Below are 13794 nucleotides of genomic sequence, written 5' to 3' on the forward strand. Positions count from 1 at the left end.
GCTCCAGTGTAGAGTCTTAGGTCAGTTTGAGAGTAGGTGGGCGAAAGAACTGCAAATCACTTTCTTATTCAAGCCTATACTATGCCATTTTTCGATGACAAAGAGGCCTGGCTCACTCGGTCTGAAGGTTGTTTGCTAGTGAGGAAAATTCAGCGGATTTAAATCACATCGTGAACCAGCGACCTGTTAAAAAATCGGACTTAGGCCCGCAAAGGCTGATTTTAAGCATCTGGTGGTGCCGATTGGGGGTGGTGGCCGGTATTTTGGGAGTGGGAGCATGGCTTTTCCTCACTTTTGGCGCCTGGCTCTTTGTCAAATACCGCCGGGACTTCCCTGAGGTAAAGTATGTCGACCTGCTGTGGCCCGGCCGGTGGCCGCAATACCGGGTAAATCAGGGCAATCACTACATCGCGCAAAGCGAAGCCCTGCTCCGGCAGGGAGATTACACCCTCGCCGTGCAAAAGCTGCGCATCGGCGTGAGCAAGGCGCCCGCGAATACCCAGGGCCGCACGCTGCTCGCCCGGGTCTATCTCGCCTACCGCCGGCCCGACCTCGCCCGGGAGGTGCTGATCGACGGACTGGCTTGCCTGCCGGACAATACCGCTTACCTGCAGAGCACGCTGTCCTTCCTGCTGGAGTTCCGGGAAGACGCCAAGCTGCTCCAGATCACCAGCCGGATGCTGGCCGCGCCGACCAACTCCGCCACCAAGCCTCTCCTTGCCACCTTTGCGGCCACCGCGGCCTATTATCACGGCAATTACGACGAGGCGGAGCATCTGCTTATGCGCTACCGCCTGGGTGATACCGCCGACGGTGTCCTCCTGCAGGCACGCATCGCCTGGGAACGCGGCTATCCCGAATTGGCCCTGCTTCACCTCAAGGAGCATCTGACGACCCACCCCCAGCACGATGCGGCCCTCGCCCTGCTGGCCGGCTACTACCAATCCTTGGGCCGCAGCAGCGAATGGGAGTCCGCCCTCGTCGAGCGCGTAACCGGCGATCCGCTCGCGCCGGCGCCGCGCGTGGCCTACCTTCAGCTCCACCACCGGCGGGGCGACCAAGTCCGGCTGGAACGGGAAACGGCGACCTTCCTCCGGCAGTTTGGGCGCGATCCCGCCGCCTTGCTGCTGCTCGCCGACTTCGCCGCGAGCACCGGCCAGCCCGCCCTGGCCCGCCGTGTGCAGCAGTCCCTCGCCCCCTATCCCGAAAACGCCGGTGCCGCCGCCCTCATGGTCGCCGAGGCGCACATCGTCGCGGGCGAATTCAAGACGGCGCTCGACCTCCTTGCCGGCTCCACGCGCGAATACCCCGAGTGGACCAGCCAGTTCGCCCCGGTCCTGAACGGCCTGCAGGCGGTCGCCCTGAGCGGACTCGGACGGACGGACGAGGCCCGGCTCTCGCTCGACCATCTGCTCACGCAGAAAAATCTCCGCGCCGACAATCTCGTCGCCGTGGCCAACCGGCTCTCCACCCTGGGCGCCCGTGAGCTGGCCCTCGCCGTCTTGGGCCGCGCCGCCGAGGCCGATCCACTCAACCAGGCCGCGCTGACCCATCTGATCCGGCTTGAGCTCGACACGGGGGCCGCCGCAAACCTGCCCGTCCACCTCGGACAGTTCCTGCGCACCCGCCAGCCTTCGCGCGAAATCCTCTCCCGGGCCCGGACCGCGCTCGGCAGCGACCGGCTCCTGCTGCTGCCTGCCCAAAAAGATCTCCTCGCCGCGCTGCAGACCGCCCTCGGTCCGCGCCGCCTCTAGACACGGATGACTTCCGCCAGGGCCGCCAGCAGGCGCTCGTTTTGCGCGCGGGTGCCCACGGTGATGCGCAGCCATTCCGGCAGGCCGTAGGGCTTGACCGGTCGCGTGATCAGGCCGCGGGACTGCAACGCGGCAAACACCGCGGCGCCGTCGCCCACCTTCACCAGCAGAAAATTTCCGCCGCCGGGCACGAACGCGAGCCCGAGCCGCTTGAATCCGTCGCCCAGGAACGTCCGCCCCGCCGCATTCTCGCGCCGGCATTTCTCCACGAATTCATGGTCGTCGAGCGCGGCGCCGGCCGCCGCGACGGCGATGCCGTTCACGTTGAATGGCTGCCGCGCGCGCTGCACGATCGCGATCAGCTCCGGGGCGGCGTAGCCGTAGCCGACGCGCAGCGCCGCCAGCCCGTAGATCTTCGAGAAGGTCCGCAGGCCGATCACCTTCCGTCCTTCCGCGATCAGCGGCCGCAGGTCGAACACCTCGTCGAGATACTCCGCATACGCCTCGTCGAGCACGAGGATGACGTGCGGCGGCAGCCCGCGCACCAGCGCCGTGATCTCCGCCGCGCTGTTGACCGCGCCCACCGGGTTGCTCGGGCTCGCGAGGAAGACCAGGCGCGTGCGCGGCGTGATGGCCGCGGCGAGCGACTTGAGGTCCTGCTGCATGTTGACCAGCGGCACCTCGACGGGCGTCGCCCCGAACATCAGCGTGACCAGCTTGTAGACGATGAAGGACGACTGGTGCATCACGCCCTCAACGCCCGGCGCAAGGAACGCGTGGCCGAGCAGCTCGAGCAGTTCGTTCGACCCGTCGCCGATGATGAACTGGTCCAGGCCGAGGCTCCACTTGGCCGCCAGTTTCTGCCGCAGGGCGTAGTAGCCGCCATCGGGGTAGAGGTTCATCTCGCGCACGGCGCGCTCCGCCGCCGCCATCGCCTTGGGCGACGGCCCGAAGGGATTCTCGTTCGACGCCAGCTTGACAATGCCCGCCGGGTCCAGGCCGAGCTCGCGCGCCACCTGGTCGATCGGCTTGCCCGGTTCATACACCGGCTGCGTCAGGATCCCCTTGTTGGCGAGTTCGGCAAAAGTCATGCGGCCAGCCCACCGTCTGACGGGCGCCGGTTCAAATCAAAAGCGGCCGCCCGCTCAGGCCCGGCTCGGCACGCGCACCCACTTCATCCCGGCCGCCTCGGCCGCCTGGATGCCCGGCACCGCATCCTCGAACACGAGGCAGCGCGCCGGCGCGACACCCATTCTTTTCGCCGCGAGCAGAAACATATCTGGCGCCGGCTTGCCGTGGACTACATCCTCGGGCGTCACCACCACCGGGAAAAGATCCTGCAGGTGCATCAGCTCCAGCGTATGCCGCACGATGTCGCGCGGGCCGCCCGACGCCACGCTGACCGGCCGGCCCTGGCTCACCGCCTTCCGCGCAAACGCGACCACCGCCTCGATCACCTTCATCTCCGACTTCAGCTCGAGGAACAGCGCCTCCTTCTGGTGGAAGACCTTCTCCACATCCAGCGTGAGCCCGTAGTGGTCCGCGAAAACCTTGGCGACGCCGCGCGTCGGCATGCCGCCGAGCGAGTAGAACAGGTCCTCGCTCAACTCCTCCTTCAATCCCGCGTGCTGCATCGCCCGGTTCCAGGCGCGGTAATGCAGCGGCATGGTGTCCACCAGCGTGCCATCGAGGTCGAAGATGTAGCCGGCGAAATCGCCGGCGGGAATGTCGAGTTTCATCAGCGCCGGCCAGCGAAACGCCCGCCCTGCTCCGCGCAACGCCAAACGTTGCGTGCGCGGCGGCCGGGTCAGCAGCACGCCCCGCTGCCGGCTTCGGCAGATTCAGGTTCGTTACTGCAGCCACAACCCTCGTCGATGCCGCATTTCTCCTTGGCGAGACAATCGGTGTGCTTGAGACCGAGCTGCAGGGTCAGGACATCGCCGACCAGGCCGGCACCCTCGACACGATACTGCGAAACAAGCTCATCCTCGTATTCGACCTCGACCGGAAGTTCACCCGTGGGCAAAAAAGAATCCGCGAACCCGAGAATGTGCGCCAGTTTGCCGGCGGTCAGCCGGTGGCCGTCGTCCACGGATGATCCCACGTAGGTTTGCAGCACGCACGCCTCGGAGGCGCGGAAGGCGCCGCCGCAGTCGACAAACTTCTTCGTCACGTGCCCGACCTCGGTCACGTGGCAATGGGCCGGCACGCGGCGGCCGTCCGGCAATGCGATGGCCAGACCGAGTTCGGGACATTTTTGCAGGCAGGCCTTCAGTTCTTGCAGGTTCATGTTCTTGGTTGGTTTGAAATGGTCAGCGCTTCAGGCCGGCCTCGCCCTCCAGCTTGAACTGCCGCCCCACGTCGCGCACGGCGACGGCATCGAGCAACCGGTCGTCCGGGAAGGCGCAAAACAGGTCCACGCGACGGGCGATTTGCGAGGCCACGTTGACGAAGAACTGGAATTTCTCCTCTTCCGTGCCTTCGACGGCGGCAGGGTCCGGGGAACCCCAGTGGGCTATCATCGGCTGGCCCGGCCAGATTGGGCACGCCTCTTTTGCGTTGTCGCAGACCGTGATCACGAAATCGAACCGCACAGCCTTGAACTCGTCCCACGATTTCGAGCGGGCGCCGCCGGCCTCGATGCCGTATTTCTCGCGAAGCGTGCGCACCGCGAGCGGGTTGACGCGGCCGGTCGGGTGCGAGCCGGCGCTGTGCACCTCGAAGCGGCCCTGGCCCTTCGCCCGCAGCAGGTATTCGCCGAGGATGCTGCGGGCCGAGTTGCCGGTGCAAAGGATGAGAACCTTGTAGGGAGTCTTGGTGGTCATGGGGGATTCAGCTGCAGCCGCACGGGCTCGTCTCGGCAAACTTCGGCGCCAGCCTTTTCAGCCGCGCCAGGTCGCGCTTGAACACCGGGTCCTCCTGCGCGCAGTCCTGCAGGCACGCCAGGTTGGCTTTCAACTCGCGGGCCGGCTTCGCCGGCAGCCCATAAACCATCCAATTGCCCTGCCGCTCGACCTCGACCAGGCCCCGGGCCCGGAGGTAGGCGAGGTGTTTGGAGATCTTTACCTGCGGCTCAGCGAGGATTTCCTGGAAGTGGCAGACGCACAGCGGGCCCTGCGCCAGCACGTTCAGCAGGCGCAAGCGGGTGGGATCGCAGAGGCATTCGTAGATTGGGATCAGCTCCACGCGAAATCTATATGCTTACCAAGGAATATAGTTCAACCGAAAAAAGCCTCCCCGGCGGGAGGCTCGATTTTAGCGCCGGCCGCCGCGCATCAGGCGGCTCTTCGGCTTCTCAGGCGCGGCCTGCGGCATGCCGCCGCCGTCGAAGATGCCCGAGTAGGTGTAGTTGAAGCCCTCGACCTTCTTCCACTCGATGCTCATGCCGATAAAGCGCTCGATGCTGCGCGCGTCGCGCCAGGTTTCCTCGGTGACGAGGGTGAAGGCGTCGCCGGTCTTCTGCGCGCGGCCGGTGCGGCCGATGCGGTGGACGTAGTCCTCGGGATTCTCCGGGACGTCGAAGTTGATGACGTGCGACACGTCCGCGATGTCGAGGCCGCGGGCGGCGATGTCGGTGGCGACCAGCACCTCGTGCTTGCCGGACTTGAAGCCCTTGAGCGCGTCGACGCGCTCCTGCTGGCTGCGGTCGGAGTGCATGACGGCGCAGGTGTGCCCGGCCTGCTTGAGGCGGCTGGCGACGTAGTCGGCGCCGCTCTTGGTGCGCGAGAAGATGATGACGCTGTGGTATTGGGTCTGCTCAAGCAGGTGCGCGAGAAGCTCGAACTTCTGGGCCTGCACCACGGGATAAAACGCGTGCGAGATGGTCTCGGCGGTCGAGCGCTCGCGGCTGACGGAAATCTTGAACGGATCGCGCAGCGCCCACGCGGCGAGCTGCTCGATCTCGGGCGGCAGCGTGGCGGTGAAGAACAGCGTCTGGCGCGACTTCGGCACCTTGGCCACGATGCGCTTCACGTCGGGGAGGAAGCCCATGTCGAGCATGCGGTCCACCTCGTCGAGGACGAGCGTCTGGACCTGGTCGAGCTTGATCTCGCCCTGTTCCATGAAGTCGAGGAGCCGGCCCGGGGTGGCGACGAGGATATCCATGCCGTGCGCCAGGTCCTCGCGCTGCTTGCCGTAGCCGACGCCGCCGTAGATGACGGTCGTGCGCAGGTCGGTGAACTTGGAATATTCCTTGAACGACTCCTCGACCTGCAGCGCGAGCTCGCGGGTGGGCTCAAGCACGAGGCAGCGGATCGGGCCGTGCGTGCCGAGCCGCTGGAGGATCGGCAGCGAGAAGGCCGCGGTCTTGCCGGTGCCGGTCTGGGCGGAGCCGATGACGTCCTTGCCGCTGAGCACGACCGGGATGGCCTGGGCCTGGATGGGTGTCGGGGTCTCGTAACCTTTCTTCTGCACGGCGTAGGCGATGCGGTCGCCGAGTCCGAGCGCGGTGAAAGGCGTGTCCATCTTCGGCACCTCGGGCAGCGGCTTGGCGGCCTGGGCGGCGCGCGGCGCATGGGCAGCGGGCCTGACCGGGGCGTGGGTCGGCGCGGCCGGCCGGGGCGCCTCGGAACGGGGGGCATGACCGCCCCGTTTGTCGTGGCGGGGTTGGGCGCCTTTGGGCGCGGGCCGGTTGGACTTGGGGTGGGCCGGTTTGGTTTCGGGGCGCTTGGCGTCCGCGGTGAAGGTCTGCCGGATCTTGGAAATTAACTTACGTAGCATGGAATAGTAGGCCTTGGTATCAGGGCCCACTGCCCGCATTGCAATCCCACATCTCGACCCGGCAAACCCGGAAACTCAAAGGGCGGCTTTGATCTTGTCCAAGATGGACATAGACAGGGTTTCGTCGCCGAAAACCCCGACGCGGATGATCACCTTGGTGGAACGGTCCGTCACCTTCTCGAGCCTGACCTCGACTTTTTTATCAAGCGCGGTGCGGGAAACGAGCTGGGCGTCGACGCTGCTCTTCTGGTTGCTGATGTTGGCAAACTCCAGCTGGGTGAGCGCCTTTTGCGATGCGGTGAAGACGGCATCGATATTGTTGCCCAGATTGGCCTCGAGCTGGCCTCGATACCAAGCCACCCCGGTGCCCGCGGCACCCGCGGCCACAACGGCGAAACAGCCGGTCAGGCCGGTGGCCGCCAGGGCCAGCCCGAGAGCAACCAAGAGAACACGAACGGATCCATGGGCAGACTGAATGGAATGTTTCATAGCTCAACTCAGACCGGGTCGGCCAGGATTTGCTCCGAAAATATTCCCGGACTGTTGACCTGTTTTTTACGGGCGGTGCAGTGGTCCGCCCTCGTTCATGCACTCGCCTTTGCCGCCCCGGTGCCTATGTCAGTGCCCATGCCTTGCTTCCTCCGCTCCGCCACTGCCGCCGACGTCCCGCTGATCCTCGACCTCATCCGCGGCTTGGCGGTCTACGAAAAACTCGCGCACGAAGTCGTCGCCACCGAGGACGCCCTGCGTCGCACGCTCTTCGGTTCGCCGCCGGCCGCGCAGGTTGTGATCGCCGAGGTCGACGGCCAACCCGCGGGCTTCGCGCTTTATTTTTTCAACTACTCCACCTTCCTCGCCAAGCCCGGCCTCTATCTCGAGGACTTGTTCGTTAAACCGGAATTCCGCGGCGGCGGCACCGGCAAGGCGCTCCTCCTGCACCTCGCGAAGATCGCCAACGCCCGCGGGTGCGGCCGCATGGAGTGGTCCGTCCTCGACTGGAACGAGCCGGCGATCAAATTCTACGAGGCCCTCGGGGCCCGCCGGATGAAGGAATGGCAGATCTGCCGGCTTACCGGACCGGCGCTCACTCAGTATGCCTGAGGTCGCTTGCGCGACATCGCCGACCCAAGGTGATCGGCAAACCGGTGCAGCGCCTGGGCAGGACCGCGCTGACGCCCGGCAGCTTTCCTCCCGCGGCGATGATCTGCTCTGCGCGCTCGCCCGGTGACCGCGTGAAGATCGCCGGCCACGCTGTCCTCTACCTGCGCGGCGCAATCGAGGTTTGAGTCGGGATTTTAACGGAAAATCACCCAGGCGGTCCGATTGGGCCGCCTTTTTTCATCCCGGTTTTCCCGCTTTCGGGAAAATTGTGTTGGTCACAGAATCGTAACATGGCAACTGTGCTGGTTTCAATTAAACCACGCTGCTGCTGCCGTGTTCCAGCGGTTTCCGCTACCTTCTGCCCGTCCCTTTCTCCACGCCATGATCCAAACGCTGCCCTCGCCCCTCGCGAAGCCGGTTGAAACCCCGCTGTCGCAGCCGCTCTACGCCGAGCTGGCCACCTCCCTCCAGTCGCTCATCGAGCAGGGCACGCTGCGCCCGGGCCATCGCGTGCCGTCCGTCCGCCGCATGTCGCTCCAGCGCGGCGTCAGCATCGCCACGGTGCTGCAGGCCTATACGGTGCTGGAAAATCGCGGCTACCTGGAGGCTCGGCCGCAATCGGGCTACTACGTCCGCCCGCGCCCGCCATTCCTCAGCCCCGAGCCGCGCATGGCCAAGCCCATGGCTAAGCCGGCCTACGTCGGCGTGAAGGATCTCACGACCGCGATCATGGAGCGCTCGGTCGACCATGATTACATCCCCTTCGGCGCCGCCTGCCCGCACCACAGCCTGTTTCCGAACAAGAAGCTCGCGCGCCTGCTCGGCTCCGTCGCCCGCCGCGACCCCACGCTCATCAGCCGCGAGAGCATGAACTGGGGTTACGAGCCGCTCACCCGCGAGATCTCCCGCCGCTACCTGCAAGGCGGAGTGCCGCTTGCACACGACGAGCTGGTCGTCACCATCGGCTGCTCCGAGGCCCTCAACCTCTGCCTGCGCGCGGTCACCAAGCCGGGCGACACCGTCGCCATCGAGACGCCCGCCTACTTCGGTTTCCTCGAGATGATCGAGAGCCTCAACCTCCGCGCCCTCGAGATCCCGACCTCCTCCCGAGAGGGCATCTGCCTCGACGAGCTGCGCGACGCCATCGAGCAGAACGACGTCAAGGTCGTGCTCGTGATGCCGAACTTCCACAACCCGCTCGGCAGCCTCATGCCCGATGAGAAGAAGCAGCGGCTCTACGACCTGCTCTGCGAATACGACCTGCCCGCCATCGAGGACGACGTTTACGCCGACACGCACTGCGGCGACTTCCGGCCCAAGCCGCTCAAGGCCTGGGACAAGGACGGCCGCGTGATGCTCTGCTCCTCCTTCGGCAAGACCCTCGCCCCGAGCTTCCGCATCGGCTGGACCGCGCCCGGCCGCTACCTCGAACGCGTGCGCCGGCTCAAGTTCACCAACACCATGGGCACGCCCGTGGTGCTGCAGAAGACCATCGCCGAGTTCCTGCGCGACGGCGGCTACGACCACCACCTGCGCACGCTCCGCCGCGCCTACCACCAGCAGCTGCACCAGTTCGCCCAGTCCATGCAGCGCTACTTCCCGGAGGGCACGCGCTACAGCCGGCCGCAGGGCGGCAACGTCATCTGGGTCGAGCTCCCCGCGAAGGTCGATACGCTCAAGCTCCACCACGAGGCGCTCAAGCACCGCATCAACACCGCGCCCGGCGCGCTGTTCTCGGTGAAGAACCGCTACAACAACTGCCTGCGCATGAGCTGCGGCTTGCCGTGGTCCGACGAGATCGAGGCCGCGCTCAAGACGCTCGGCGACCTGATCAAAAAACAGCTCTGAGCGTGCGAATTCACCGCCCGCTTTCCGCCGTTTACCGCGCCGAAGCACCTCCGGAGCGTAGGCGGGTTGGCCGACCGGCCAATACTCCGATTCTTATTTCCGATTATCTTCCCGCGATGACCGCCCCCGCCCGCAGAGAACACCGCGTCCCGCCCGGTAGCGACACCCGCGCGGGTTTTTGCTGTCGGCAGGCGGACAGACGGCCATGAAACGCCACGTTGCCATTCTCATCTTTCCCGAGGTCGAAGTGCTCGACTTCGCCGGACCCTTCGAGGTCTTCGCCGTCGCCAACGAGCTGACGGGATTCGAGACGTTCCACACGTTCACCGTCGCCGAGCTGCCGGGCAGCATCCGCGCCCGGAACGGCCTGAAGGTCGTGCCCGACTTCACCTTGGAGACGGCCCCGCCGCCGGACATTCTCGTCGTGCCGGGCGGCGCCGGCACCCGTCCTTTGCTGAAGAAACCCACGGTGCTTGAATGGATCCGCCAGCGGGCGCGCAAGGCCGAGGTCGTCGCCTCTGTCTGCACCGGCTCGCTGGTGCTGGCCCAGGCCGGCCTGCTGAACAATCTCCGCGCCACGACCCACCACGAGAATTTCGCCGAATTGGCCGCCCTCGCCCCCAACACCGACCTGGTCGAGGACACCCGCTTCACCGACAACGGCCAGGTCCTGACCTCCGCCGGCATCTCCGCCGGCATCGACCTGTCGCTGCACATCGTCGCCCGGCTGCTGGGCGAAGCCGCCGCCACCCGGACCGCCCGCTACATGGAATACCATTGGCTCAACGATACAGGCGTCGCCCGCTGAACCCCATCTCTTTTGTGACCACGCCCACCAATCATCCCACCAAGACCGCCCTCATCGCCGGCTTTGCCGCCATCTATCTCATCTGGGGTTCCACCTACCTCGGTATCCGCATCGCCGTGGAGACGATGCCGCCGTTCCTGATGGCGGGTGTCCGCTTTCTCGTTGCCGGCGGGATCGTCGCCGCGTTCATCGCCTTCACCAAGGGCTTCCGCGCCACGCGCAAGCAGTGGCGCGACAACGCCATCACCGGCGGCTTCCTCTGCCTCGGCGGCAACGGCCTCGTGTCGTGGTCCGAGCAGAAGATCCCCTCGGGCATCGCCACCCTCATCATCTCCGCCGGCCCGGTATTCATTGTCCTGATGGACTGGGCCGTCCACGCCTTTTTCAAGGACGGCAAGCGCGGCACGAAGCCGGCGGCGCTCACTTTCGTCGGCCTGGCCCTGGGCATTGTCGGCCTGACGATTCTGGTCGGCCCCGACGTGCTGGCGACCGGCGTCGGCAGCCTCGACCCTTGGCGTGTGCTCGGGCTGCTGGCGGCGACACTCCTCTGGGGCGTCGGCATGCTCTACATGCGCTACGCGTCCGGCCCCGCCGAGCCCTTTACCGCTTCGGGCATTCAGATGCTCTGCGGCAGCGGCTGGCTCCTGCTCGCCAGCGTGGCCAGCGGCGAACTTTTGCATTTCACTCCTGCCGCCATCACCGGCCGCTCGGTCTTTGCCTGGTCTTACCTCGTCGTCTTCGGCTCACTGATCGGGTTCAGCACTTTCACCTGGTTGATGAAGCACAGCACCCCGGCGCGCGTCAGCACCTACGCCTACGTCAACCCGGTCGTCGCCGTGTTCCTCGGCTGGTTCGTGCTGCACGAGCCCGTCTCGCCCCGCATCTTTGTCGCGGCCGGCGTGATCATCGCCGGCGTGGCGGTCATCACCATCGCGAAAAACAAGAAAACCGTCCCGGCTCCCCCGCGCCCGGTGGTCGCCGCCTGTCCCGCCCCGGCGGCCGAAACCCGCTGATCCGGCAACGGCACCGGCCGCGCCTTTCTCCACCGATCGGGACCGGCCGCATTGGGATTGAAGCCGCCGCCCGCGCGGCCTAGTAGTCCCTCCACGGGCCATGCACCACCATGTCCACCCCCAACGATTCCTCGCCCGCGGGCGAGCCCGCCGCGCAGTCTTCCGCTGACGCTTATTATCCCGCCAAATTCAAACAGCTTGAGCTGGCCGCCCTGCACGCGCGGCGCCAGACGCTCAAGGGCGTGCCGCCGGAGAAACACGGCGCCCCGCCCGCGGAATTCCCACCCGACACCGTCGGCTTCGCGCTATCCGGCGGCGGCATTCGCAGCGCCACATTCTGCCTCGGCGTGTTCCAGGCCCTCGCCCGGAAAAAACTTCTCGGCCAGATTGATTTCCTTTCGACCGTCTCCGGCGGCGGCTACTTCGGCAGCTTCTACGGCGCGTGGTTGAACCGCGGTCGCGCGGAAAAGCAACCCGACGCCAGCTGGCTCAAATCAAATGTGTTCTTCTGGCATCGCGACCTGCGCCAGTCCGCGCCGGTCGCCGGCCACTTTGGAAAAGTTGAAGGCGCCCTCGCCGATTCCGACTCGTTCGAGGTTTCCTGGCTCCGCCAAAACGGCCGCTACCTCATGCCGAACGGCTCGGGCGACGCGCTGCTCGCCGCCGCCGCCACGCTCCGCAACTGGCTCTCCATCCAGTTTGTCCTCGCGGTGTTTCTCACCATGATTTTCTGCCTGGTCAGCCTGGTCGACCGGAAGCCGCCCGAGCCGCCGCCCGTCGGGCTCGACTGGTGTGGCCAGCTGGTCAAGATACCCATCCAGTGGAGCCCGTGGTTCTGGACCGTGCTGCCGCCGCTCGCGCTCGGGATCATGGTCGGTGCGCTGTATTGGGTGCCGAGCCTCAGTGGCGACGCCCGCAACCGCTATACGCGCTGGCTGAAGAACTGCCTCATTGCCGTGCTTGGCCTGGCGGGCCTGGCACTGCTCGACACCGCCGGTGCCACCATCTGGGACGACAGGCACGCCTTGAAGGACGCTTATTGCGCGTGGGCCGTAAGGGCCGGCGGAGTCGGCGCCGTGCTCCTGCTCTTTGCCGGCAAGGCTCGCGATTTCCTCACGAAGCTGGTTTCCCAAAAGGAAAAGATCAGCGTGCGCCTGGACTGGCTGGCCTCGGTCGCCGCCCTCGGGCTCGCGATCCTCTGGCTGACCACCCTCGATACCGCCGCGCACGCCCTGATGGACCGATGGCCCCGGAGCCTCTATGTCCTCACCGTCCTGGCCCTCCTCGGCGGATTGCAGCTCGGGTTCCTGAACCTCTCCTCACAGGCCAATCTGTATGGCGCCCGCCTGACCCGGGCCTATCTCGGCGCCTCGAATCCCCGGCGGCGGAACCTCGACGAGCAGGGCATCACCGAGACCATCCCCGGCGACGTCGTGCCTTATGAAACCTATGCGCCCGAGGAGGTCGGCGGTCCGCTCCATCTGATCAACGTCACGGTGAACGAAACCCAGGACGGTCGCAGCAAGACGGAGCAGATGGACCGCCAGGGCTTCAACCTTGCGATCGGACCCGTGGGCCTTTCCGCGGCGGTGCGGCACCATGCGCTTTGGATGGCGGACGACGGCAAGCCGCGCGCCGCCGTCCAGCCCGTCGACAACGGCAGCGAATTCCATTGCCTCGGCGGCACCGGCCTCAAATCCCACAAGATCGAGCAGAAGGAACTCGGCCAGTGGATCGGCATCTCGGGCGCGGCGGTCAGCACCGCGCTGGGCGCCCGCACGAGTCCCGGCCTGAGTTTTCTCTGCGGCTTCTTCAACGTCCGCCTCGGCTGGTGGTGGGATAGCGGCGTCATCCCGGCCGCGCGCCACGCGAGCCTCCCGGCGCGCGTGACGGATTTTCTCCTGCATTTGCCCGGCTTCCTGTTCCCCATGCAGTCGCAGTTGCTCAATGAGTTTCAGGCGCGCTTCTACGGCTCCGCCCGGCGGCATTGGTATCTCACCGACGGCGGTCACTTCGAGAACACCGCCGCCTACGAACTCCTCCGCCGCCGGCTGCCCTTCATCGTCATCTGCGACGACGGGGGCGATGCGGAACGCCAGATGGATGATTTCGCCAACCTCGTCCGCAAGGCCCGGCTCGACTTCAATGCCGAGATCACGGTGCTCCCGCCCAAGCCGGTCGGCAAACCGTCGGCTGTGCAACCCGGCTCGCTGACCGAGGTCATGGACATCGACGGGAAAACCGGCTTCTCCGCCACCGGTGCCCTGCTCGCCCGCGCCGTGTTCCAGGACAACGGACAGGAATCCCTCCTTCTCCTGCTCAAGCCGACCGTCACGGGCACCGAACCGATGGACATCCTTAACTACCACGCGGCGCACCGGGAATTTCCCCAGGAAACGACCGCCGACCAGTTCTTCGACGAGGCGCAATGGGAGAGCTACCGCAAGCTCGGCGAGATCACCGCGGCGGGAATTTTCGCCCGCGTGGAGCCCGGCCGGCCGTGGCGGGCGGCATTCACCGCCTGACCCATCACCGGGCATGAAGCAGCGCT

The 13794-nt window shown here is 66.0% G+C and carries 14 protein-coding genes; 7 read left to right on the forward strand and 7 right to left on the reverse strand.

The genetic code is table 11. The features are described 5' to 3' along the window. The first annotated feature begins 269 nt into the window (after window positions 1-269). The gene (locus BLU29_RS05550; protein WP_091055792.1) at window positions 270-1754 is read left to right on the forward strand and encodes a tetratricopeptide repeat protein; all 1485 of its coding nucleotides are present in this window, start codon (window positions 270-272) and stop codon (window positions 1752-1754) included. On the opposite strand, the gene hisC is transcribed toward BLU29_RS05550, so the two are convergent. The 7 genes from hisC to BLU29_RS05585 form a co-directional block, all read right to left on the reverse strand. Continuing rightward, window positions 1751-2845, reverse strand: coding sequence for a histidinol-phosphate transaminase (gene hisC / locus BLU29_RS05555; RefSeq protein ID WP_091055793.1), 1095 nt, complete (start codon window positions 2843-2845; stop codon window positions 1751-1753). The two genes, BLU29_RS05550 and hisC, sit on opposite strands and share 4 nt — an antisense overlap. 54 nt (window positions 2846-2899) lie before the next feature. Then, window positions 2900-3493 (reverse strand): HAD family phosphatase, encoded by a 594-nt coding sequence (locus BLU29_RS05560; protein ID WP_091060930.1) that lies wholly within the window; start codon window positions 3491-3493, stop codon window positions 2900-2902. A gap of 68 nt (window positions 3494-3561) precedes the next feature. Continuing rightward, the gene (locus BLU29_RS05565; protein WP_197677770.1) at window positions 3562-4044 is read right to left on the reverse strand and encodes a DUF6428 family protein; all 483 of its coding nucleotides are present in this window, start codon (window positions 4042-4044) and stop codon (window positions 3562-3564) included. A 22-nt stretch (window positions 4045-4066) separates the two neighbouring features. Next, the gene (locus tag BLU29_RS05570) at window positions 4067-4579 is read right to left on the reverse strand and encodes an arsenate reductase ArsC (protein WP_091055795.1); all 513 of its coding nucleotides are present in this window, start codon (window positions 4577-4579) and stop codon (window positions 4067-4069) included. A gap of 7 nt (window positions 4580-4586) precedes the next feature. After that, window positions 4587-4940, reverse strand: a complete 354-nt coding sequence (locus BLU29_RS05575) for a metalloregulator ArsR/SmtB family transcription factor (RefSeq protein WP_091055796.1) — start codon at window positions 4938-4940, stop codon at window positions 4587-4589. A 69-nt stretch (window positions 4941-5009) separates the two neighbouring features. After that, window positions 5010-6473 carry a DEAD/DEAH box helicase gene (locus tag BLU29_RS05580; protein WP_231962317.1) on the reverse strand — a complete coding sequence of 488 codons (1464 nt, stop codon included), beginning with the start codon at window positions 6471-6473 and terminating at the stop codon, window positions 5010-5012. A gap of 75 nt (window positions 6474-6548) precedes the next feature. After that, on the reverse strand, window positions 6549-6962 hold the full coding sequence (locus tag BLU29_RS05585) for a DUF3568 family protein (protein ID WP_091055798.1): 414 nt from the start codon (window positions 6960-6962) through the stop codon (window positions 6549-6551). Window positions 6963-7100: 138 nt separating this feature from the next. Between BLU29_RS05585 and BLU29_RS05590 the strand changes: the two genes are divergently transcribed. The 6 genes from BLU29_RS05590 (at window position 7101) to BLU29_RS05615 (ending at window position 13768) form a co-directional block, all read left to right on the forward strand. Next, window positions 7101-7574 carry a GNAT family N-acetyltransferase gene (locus tag BLU29_RS05590; RefSeq protein ID WP_091055800.1) on the forward strand — a complete coding sequence of 158 codons (474 nt, stop codon included), beginning with the start codon at window positions 7101-7103 and terminating at the stop codon, window positions 7572-7574. A 29-nt stretch (window positions 7575-7603) separates the two neighbouring features. After that, window positions 7604-7759, forward strand: a complete 156-nt coding sequence (locus BLU29_RS17920) for a hypothetical protein (RefSeq protein WP_157693650.1) — start codon at window positions 7604-7606, stop codon at window positions 7757-7759. 196 nt (window positions 7760-7955) lie between these two features. Beyond that, the gene (locus tag BLU29_RS05595; protein WP_091055802.1) at window positions 7956-9422 is read left to right on the forward strand and encodes a PLP-dependent aminotransferase family protein; all 1467 of its coding nucleotides are present in this window, start codon (window positions 7956-7958) and stop codon (window positions 9420-9422) included. Window positions 9423-9627: 205 nt separating this feature from the next. After that, on the forward strand, window positions 9628-10230 hold the full coding sequence (locus BLU29_RS05600) for a DJ-1/PfpI family protein (RefSeq protein ID WP_091055803.1): 603 nt from the start codon (window positions 9628-9630) through the stop codon (window positions 10228-10230). 14 nt (window positions 10231-10244) lie between these two features. Then, window positions 10245-11243, forward strand: a complete 999-nt coding sequence (locus BLU29_RS17925; protein ID WP_172830218.1) for an EamA family transporter — start codon at window positions 10245-10247, stop codon at window positions 11241-11243. 110 nt (window positions 11244-11353) lie between these two features. Then, window positions 11354-13768 carry a hypothetical protein gene (locus tag BLU29_RS05615; RefSeq protein WP_091055807.1) on the forward strand — a complete coding sequence of 805 codons (2415 nt, stop codon included), beginning with the start codon at window positions 11354-11356 and terminating at the stop codon, window positions 13766-13768. The last annotated feature ends 26 nt before the right edge of the window (window positions 13769-13794 follow it).

Source organism: Opitutus sp. GAS368, assembly GCF_900104925.1.
Taxonomy (GTDB): domain Bacteria; phylum Verrucomicrobiota; class Verrucomicrobiia; order Opitutales; family Opitutaceae; genus Lacunisphaera.

Coding starts and splice junctions, on each gene's coding strand:
- hisC (WP_091055793.1), bottom strand. CDS start 2,845: ATGACTTTTGCCGAACTCGCCAACAAGGGGATCCTGACGCAGCCGGTG.
- BLU29_RS05560 (WP_091060930.1), bottom strand. CDS start 3,493: ATGAAACTCGACATTCCCGCCGGCGATTTCGCCGGCTACATCTTCGAC.
- BLU29_RS05565 (WP_197677770.1), bottom strand. CDS start 4,044: ATGAACCTGCAAGAACTGAAGGCCTGCCTGCAAAAATGTCCCGAACTC.
- BLU29_RS05570 (WP_091055795.1), bottom strand. CDS start 4,579: ATGACCACCAAGACTCCCTACAAGGTTCTCATCCTTTGCACCGGCAAC.
- BLU29_RS05580 (WP_231962317.1), bottom strand. CDS start 6,473: ATGCTACGTAAGTTAATTTCCAAGATCCGGCAGACCTTCACCGCGGAC.
- BLU29_RS05585 (WP_091055798.1), bottom strand. CDS start 6,962: ATGAAACATTCCATTCAGTCTGCCCATGGATCCGTTCGTGTTCTCTTG.
- BLU29_RS05590 (WP_091055800.1), top strand. CDS start 7,101: ATGCCTTGCTTCCTCCGCTCCGCCACTGCCGCCGACGTCCCGCTGATC.
- BLU29_RS05595 (WP_091055802.1), top strand. CDS start 7,956: ATGATCCAAACGCTGCCCTCGCCCCTCGCGAAGCCGGTTGAAACCCCG.
- BLU29_RS05600 (WP_091055803.1), top strand. CDS start 9,628: ATGAAACGCCACGTTGCCATTCTCATCTTTCCCGAGGTCGAAGTGCTC.
- BLU29_RS05615 (WP_091055807.1), top strand. CDS start 11,354: ATGTCCACCCCCAACGATTCCTCGCCCGCGGGCGAGCCCGCCGCGCAG.